The organism is Acinetobacter sp. UBA5934 (genome assembly GCF_002430855.1).
Taxonomy (GTDB): domain Bacteria; phylum Pseudomonadota; class Gammaproteobacteria; order Pseudomonadales; family Moraxellaceae; genus Acinetobacter.
Window position 1 is genome coordinate 1 of record NZ_DJDC01000064.1, and the last position, 6188, is coordinate 6188.

The window sequence follows — 6188 nt, forward strand, 5'->3', positions numbered from 1 at the left end:
GATAATTCAGCGTATATCAATTAGTGGTGAGAATGATGATACGATGAATGAACATGTGGAAGCACAGAAATTAGCACCGAACCGCACACTTGATTTTAATAATATTGTAGCTAGTTGCAAAACACCGAAACAATGTGATGCTTCTCATGGCTCACAATTTCTCCCCTTGACACCTATAATGAGTGAATGTGAACTTGAACTCAAGTTTAAACTTAGTGGTCGAGTTGAAGGCTTAACTCAACGAGCAATAGACTCAATTAGAGTTTTAAATCTGGGTGATAATGAACAAAATAATAAAGCGCTGATTGAAAAACGGAAGTATCTTTCAGAGAGCTTATTATGGACAAATGGTATAGATCCACATGAAGGCTTAGAAGATGATGATTTGTTAAAAATTGTCATAAATGATTTACTTACTCCCAAGCATGGTAAGTTGGAAGCCTTTGCACCAGTAGTAGCAAATATACTTAAGGATTGGATGAAGACATAAAGCATTTAGGTAAATATTTACAAATAATTTACTAATTTATATCGCTGATTGTAAGGGTATAGATTGGGTCAAGTCATTTAATGCTTATTGTTCGAAATCTGCTACAATTGCGCCAATTTTAAGTTATCACTTCACTGGTTTGATACACATTTAAAAGTGTGTACAAAACTGTGTACATATTGAAGATTTCCCTTATGTTTAAAGATCAATTAGCCAGAGAAGTAGCGACTCGAAGAACTTTTGCTATTATTTCCCACCCCGATGCTGGTAAAACCACCATGACAGAAAAACTGCTGTTATGGGGTAAGGCAATTCAGGTTGCAGGGATGGTCAAAAGCCGTAAGTCAGATCGTGCTGCAACGTCTGACTGGATGGAAATGGAAAAAGAACGTGGTATTTCGATTACCACTTCTGTGATGCAATTCCCTTATAAAAATCATGTGATTAATCTGTTAGATACTCCGGGGCATGAAGATTTCTCGGAAGATACCTACCGTACCTTGACTGCCGTTGACTCTGCATTAATGGTCATTGACGGTGCAAAAGGGGTCGAAGAACGGACCATTAAATTAATGGAAGTGTGTCGTATGCGCGACACCCCGATTATCTCTTTCGTTAACAAAATGGACCGCGAAATCCGTGAGCCATTAGAACTCCTTGATGAAATTGAAAGTGTTCTGAAAATTCGCTGTGTACCGCTTACCTGGCCAATGGGTACAGGCCGTGATTTTGCCGGCGTGTATAACATCCTCGAAGAAAAATTCTATGTTTATAAAGCCGGTTTTGGATCGACCATTACCGAGATTGAAATCCGTGATGGCTATGACCATGCTGACTTGCGTGAAAAAGTGGGTGAGCTGGCATTTGCTGCTTTCGAAGAGTCTTTGGAACTGGTGCAGATGGCCAATGATCCATTAGATCAGGAAGAATTCCTGGCGGGTCGTCAAACACCGGTACTGTTCGGTACCGCATTGGGTAACTTTGCAGTCGATCATGTCTTGAATGCTTTTATTCAATGGGCACCAAAACCGAAAGCGCATCCTACCCATGAACGTGCGGTAGAAGCGACTGAAGAGGGCTTTACCGGTTTTGTTTTCAAAATTCAGGCTAATATGGATCCAAAACACCGTGACCGTATTGCATTCATGCGTATCTGTTCGGGTAAGTATGAAAAAGGCTTGAAAATGAATCATGTTCGTTTAGGGAAGGATGTACGGATCAGTGATGCCTTGACCTTCCTGGCGGGTGAGCGCGAGCAGCTGGAAGAAGCATGGCCTGGGGATATCATTGGTTTGCATAACCACGGTACCATCCAGATTGGCGATACCTTTACTTCAGGTGAAAACCTGCATTTCACCGGTATTCCACACTTCGCACCGGAAATGTTCCGCCGTGTACGTTTAAAAGATCCTTTGAAATCTAAACAGTTGCAAAAGGGTTTAAAAGAACTTTCAGAAGAAGGTGCTACTCAGGTATTCATGCCACAAGTTAACAATGATCTAATCGTGGGCGCAGTCGGTGTGCTACAGTTTGATGTGGTGGCGTATCGTCTGAAAGAAGAATACAAGGTTGATTGTGTTTACGAGCCTGTGAACATCAATACCGTACGTTGGGTTTCATGTGATGATGAAAAGAAATTCAACGAATTCAAGAAAAAGGCACATGATCAGTTATCCTTAGATGGTGGTGGTCATTTGACTTATCTGGCGCCAAGTCGTGTGAATTTGCAATTGATGCAAGAGCGTTATCCGGATATCCAGTTCCGTGCGACACGCGAGCACTAAAATAACCAAAAATAAAACAGCTTCTTTATGAAGCTGTTTTATTAAAATCCTTCAGATAAATGAATTACTAAAGAAGAAGAGTAGTGAGCATGAACGGGAAAATAGGAGCTGCATCCGTAATCGCCATTGGTCTGATGCTCAGTGCCTGTGATGCTTCAAAACAAGACTCCAAACAACAAGATCAAGAGCAGTCGCCCGCTTCGGTCATTAAAATCGAGAAGGCTGATGTGTTGCCGTATTTAAATATTCAGGAACAAGAGGCAAAAATTGCCTTGCCTTTTTGTGAAACCAAGAACTGTATTGACCTGAGTATTCAAACGGTACATACCGAAGATGCCTGGTTAAATGACTGGATTGCCAAGAGTCAAGCCAAAGTCATTCAGGATCAGATTGGACTCAAACAGGAGATGAGTCTGCAACAGGCCATTAATGCCTATGTGAAAAAGTCTGATGCCTGGCAGGATGAATTTTCCAAAAATAAACCCTATGAATTGGCCATGTATACCCGAATTGCCTATCAGCGTAATCAATATGTGTTGATGCAGTTAGGGGTAGATACCAACCAAGAAGGGATTAAAGTTAAAGAACGTTATTACTTTTTTGTGGCAGATCGTAAAAAACAGAAAGCTGTGACTGTATTGGATGTGATTGATTTGAAACAGCAAAGTGTAATGAATGATATTGTGCAGCAGGCCTATCAAAAATGGTTAAAGCAGCAAAAGGCTGAAGTGAAGCAGAAAGCGCCGAAAAAACTGTATTGGGGGCAGGCAGACTGGTTCTTTGATCAGGAAGGGATTGGTTTACATTATCGTACCCATGAAATTGTGAAAGATGGCGCTCAGCTGGATATTTATTTAACTCAGGCGCAAACTCAACAGGTATTGAAAGCTGACGCGTATCAGCATATGTTTTAGTCATCCGGAAAAAATACAGACATCAAGTAAACCTCCATTTACCAAATTTAAGTTTATAGGTCAGATGATGCTAAAAAATAAAACGATATTTACCCTCAGTCTTATTGCTACAGCAATTGCATTAACGGCATGCCAACCTAAACAGCCTGAGCCTAAAGAGGACAAGGCGACCCACTCCCAAGCTGCTCAAGCTGAAGTTTTAAAATTGGCTGGAGACACTGAAAAGTTAACTTTAAATTTGCCTGAATGTGATGGGAATAGTTGCCCTGAAATAAATATTGAGCGTCTTTCCAGTAACCAGGCGTTTATTGATGAATTTATCGATCAAAAAATTTTAAAACAGCTGGATCAAACTTTAGATATTTCGCCAAAAGCGCTGAAGACAGACCAGCAGACGACTGCGGCTGAAAAATCGAAAGATTTAACTCCAGCTCCAGCCGATGAAACTGCTGCATCCACCTCAATTCAAACACCGAAGCAGAAACTGGAACAACAGGTTGCGCCTTATCTGACCACATTCTTATCACTCGATAAAGAGCTCAAAGCCTTAAGTGCCAATCATCAGATTAGTCTGATGATTAAACCGAAAATTCTCAATGCAGGCCAACCTTTGGCAACCGTGGTGTTAAATTCCAGTAGTTATTTGGGCGGCGCGCATGGATCATCTTCACAGCACTATTATAATTTTGACCTGAAAAAGAAAAAATTAGTCGAACTGGATGATATTTTGGCACCCAACCAGAAAGCCGCACTGGAACAAAAAGCCCATGAAGAGTTCAAGCGCTGGGTCATCGATTCCAAACTGGCCAACAGTGTGGACGAATACGAACAGGCATGGAAATTTACGTTATCGGATAATTTCTATTTATCGAATCAGGGCCTGATTTTACAATATGACGAATATGAAATCGGACCTTATGTGGTGGGATTGCCACGTTTAACCATTCCATATGCGCAGTTGCAAACCGTGTTGAAGAAAGCTTATTTGCCTCAGGCTGAAGTCAAAAATGATGCTGCATCAACAAGTACGCCTGTGGCAAATAAAGCCCAATCTTGATGTCTTATTCACTGTTTGATACCCACACCCATTTTGATGTTCCCGATTTCGATGCGGATCGGGAACAACTGGCGCATGCGGCAAAGGCAGTGGGGGTTGAACGCTTAATTCTGATTGGTTTTGTCCAGTCGCGCTTTCAGGATCTGCTCTACAGTCAGCATTTTCTCAATCAATTAAAAGATGCACCACAAAGTTATCTGGCGCCGGGCTTGCATCCTTTTTATATTGAACAGCATCAAACCTCACATCTTGCAGATTTAGAATTATTATTAAAAACAGAAAATTGTGTCGCGGTTGGTGAAATTGGCCTAGATACTTTTTTGAAGCAGCACAAGCAGGCTGAACTTTTTCAGAAGCAACAAGATTTTTTTGCTGCACAGCTCGAGTTGGCGCAAAAGTATAATAAACCGGTGTTGTTGCATATCCGGAAATCACATGCAGAAACACTGGCCCTATTAAAACAGCAGCAATTTAGTCTAGGTGGGATTGCGCATGCATTTAGTGGCGGGATAGAAGAAGCCAAGGCCTTTATTAAACTCGGTTTTAAAATAGGTGTCACCGGACAAATTACCAATCCGAATGCCAAAAAACTGCATCGAGTCGTTCAGGCCATTGGTGCTGAACATCTGGTTTTGGAAACCGACTGTCCCGATATGACGCCTTTATGCTGTCAAAGTTCTACTGAGCATCGAACACGCAATACGCCAGTCAATTTACCTTATGTGTTGGATGGATTGGCGCAAACGCTGAATATGGATCAGGCCAGGCTTGCCGCACAGCTGTGGCAGAATTCCTTTGATGCATTAAGACTAGGGTCATAAAAGCTATTATAAAATCACCTTTTATCGATAAATATTCGTATTTAGGCACATGCTTTGCTATGAATAGAGCTTGATGGATAAACGTTCTTTTTTTGCAATGCTAAAAAATCCATTTTCTATACTTAAAAGCTGTCTATACTATTTTTAAAATCTAAATGACAAGAATGAGCGAATTATGCAAAGTAATAACCCCATTTTGACCCGGGTGGAAACCCATAGCGATTTTAACAACACCATGACGGTGCAAGGTGCGATTCAAAAATCGGTGCTTTTGACAGTCATTGCTGCTGTGGTTGGTTTATCACTGTTTTTATATAGCTTTATGACCCTGAATATCTCGATTGCCTATTCCGCTGCCATAGTGGGTGCAATCGGTGGATTTATTCTGGCGTTGATTACTACCTTCAAGCCGAACACTGCACCAACCTTGGCCATTCCTTATGCGCTGTTTGAAGGGGCATTTTTAGGCGGAATTTCGGTGGTATTCCAGCTAAAATTTCCTGGAGTTCCTTTACAAGCCTTGCTAGCTACCTTTATCACTACCTTGGTGATGTTTGGCCTGTATCGCTTTCAGATTATTCGTGCCACAGAAAAATTTAAAGCGGTGGTGATGTCTGCTTCCATTGCCATTGCTATGGTATTTGTAGTGCAAATGGTCATGGCTTTGGCGTTTGGCTCAAGTATTCCTTACATTTTTGAAAGCAACTGGTTGGGAATCGGCTTTGCTGCATTTGTCGCAGTGATTGCTTCTTTAAACCTGATTCTGGATTTTGACCTGATTGAATCCTCTGCTGCACAATATGCACCAAAAGCAATGGAATGGTTATGTGGTATTGCCATGTTGGCGACTTTGGTGTGGATGTATTACTCCTTCCTGCGTTTGCTAGGATTGCTATCAGGGGATGATTAATCCTTTTTACCATGACAATTAGCTAAATACGTGATCAATCCGAAAATGCTCCCCAATGGTGGAGCATTTTTTATGGTTTTTACACAACAGGTTAAAAAAAGGCGCATTATGCAATTTCGCAAATGCTCCAGAGTTGGCATTATGCTGGTAAATTATTTTGAGTGAGATTCACATGGCACAAGGACTATTGGCGGGTAAGCGTTTTCTCATTG

Annotated in this window: 6 protein-coding genes; all 6 read left to right on the forward strand. The window is 41.3% G+C overall.

Annotation, left to right across the window (positions count from 1 at the left end):
- Window positions 1-490 (forward strand): hypothetical protein (locus tag B2Y23_RS04395; RefSeq protein WP_291369261.1); only part of this gene is annotated, 490 nt, incomplete at its 5' end.
- A gap of 194 nt (window positions 491-684) precedes the next feature.
- On the forward strand, window positions 685-2274 hold the full coding sequence (locus tag B2Y23_RS04400; RefSeq protein WP_291369264.1) for a peptide chain release factor 3: 1590 nt from the start codon (window positions 685-687) through the stop codon (window positions 2272-2274).
- Window positions 2275-2363: 89 nt separating this feature from the next.
- Window positions 2364-3188, forward strand: coding sequence for a hypothetical protein (locus B2Y23_RS04405; RefSeq protein WP_291353695.1), 825 nt, complete (start codon window positions 2364-2366; stop codon window positions 3186-3188).
- Between the two features lie 67 nt (window positions 3189-3255).
- Window positions 3256-4245 (forward strand): RsiV family protein, encoded by a 990-nt coding sequence (locus tag B2Y23_RS04410; protein WP_291353697.1) that lies wholly within the window; start codon window positions 3256-3258, stop codon window positions 4243-4245.
- Window positions 4245-5066 carry a TatD family hydrolase gene (locus B2Y23_RS04415; RefSeq protein WP_291353699.1) on the forward strand — a complete coding sequence of 274 codons (822 nt, stop codon included), beginning with the start codon at window positions 4245-4247 and terminating at the stop codon, window positions 5064-5066. Before B2Y23_RS04410 ends, B2Y23_RS04415 begins: the two co-directional genes overlap by 1 nt.
- Window positions 5067-5241: 175 nt before the next feature.
- The gene (locus tag B2Y23_RS04420) at window positions 5242-5976 is read left to right on the forward strand and encodes a Bax inhibitor-1/YccA family protein (protein WP_291369266.1); all 735 of its coding nucleotides are present in this window, start codon (window positions 5242-5244) and stop codon (window positions 5974-5976) included.
- Window positions 5977-6188 lie beyond the last annotated feature (212 nt).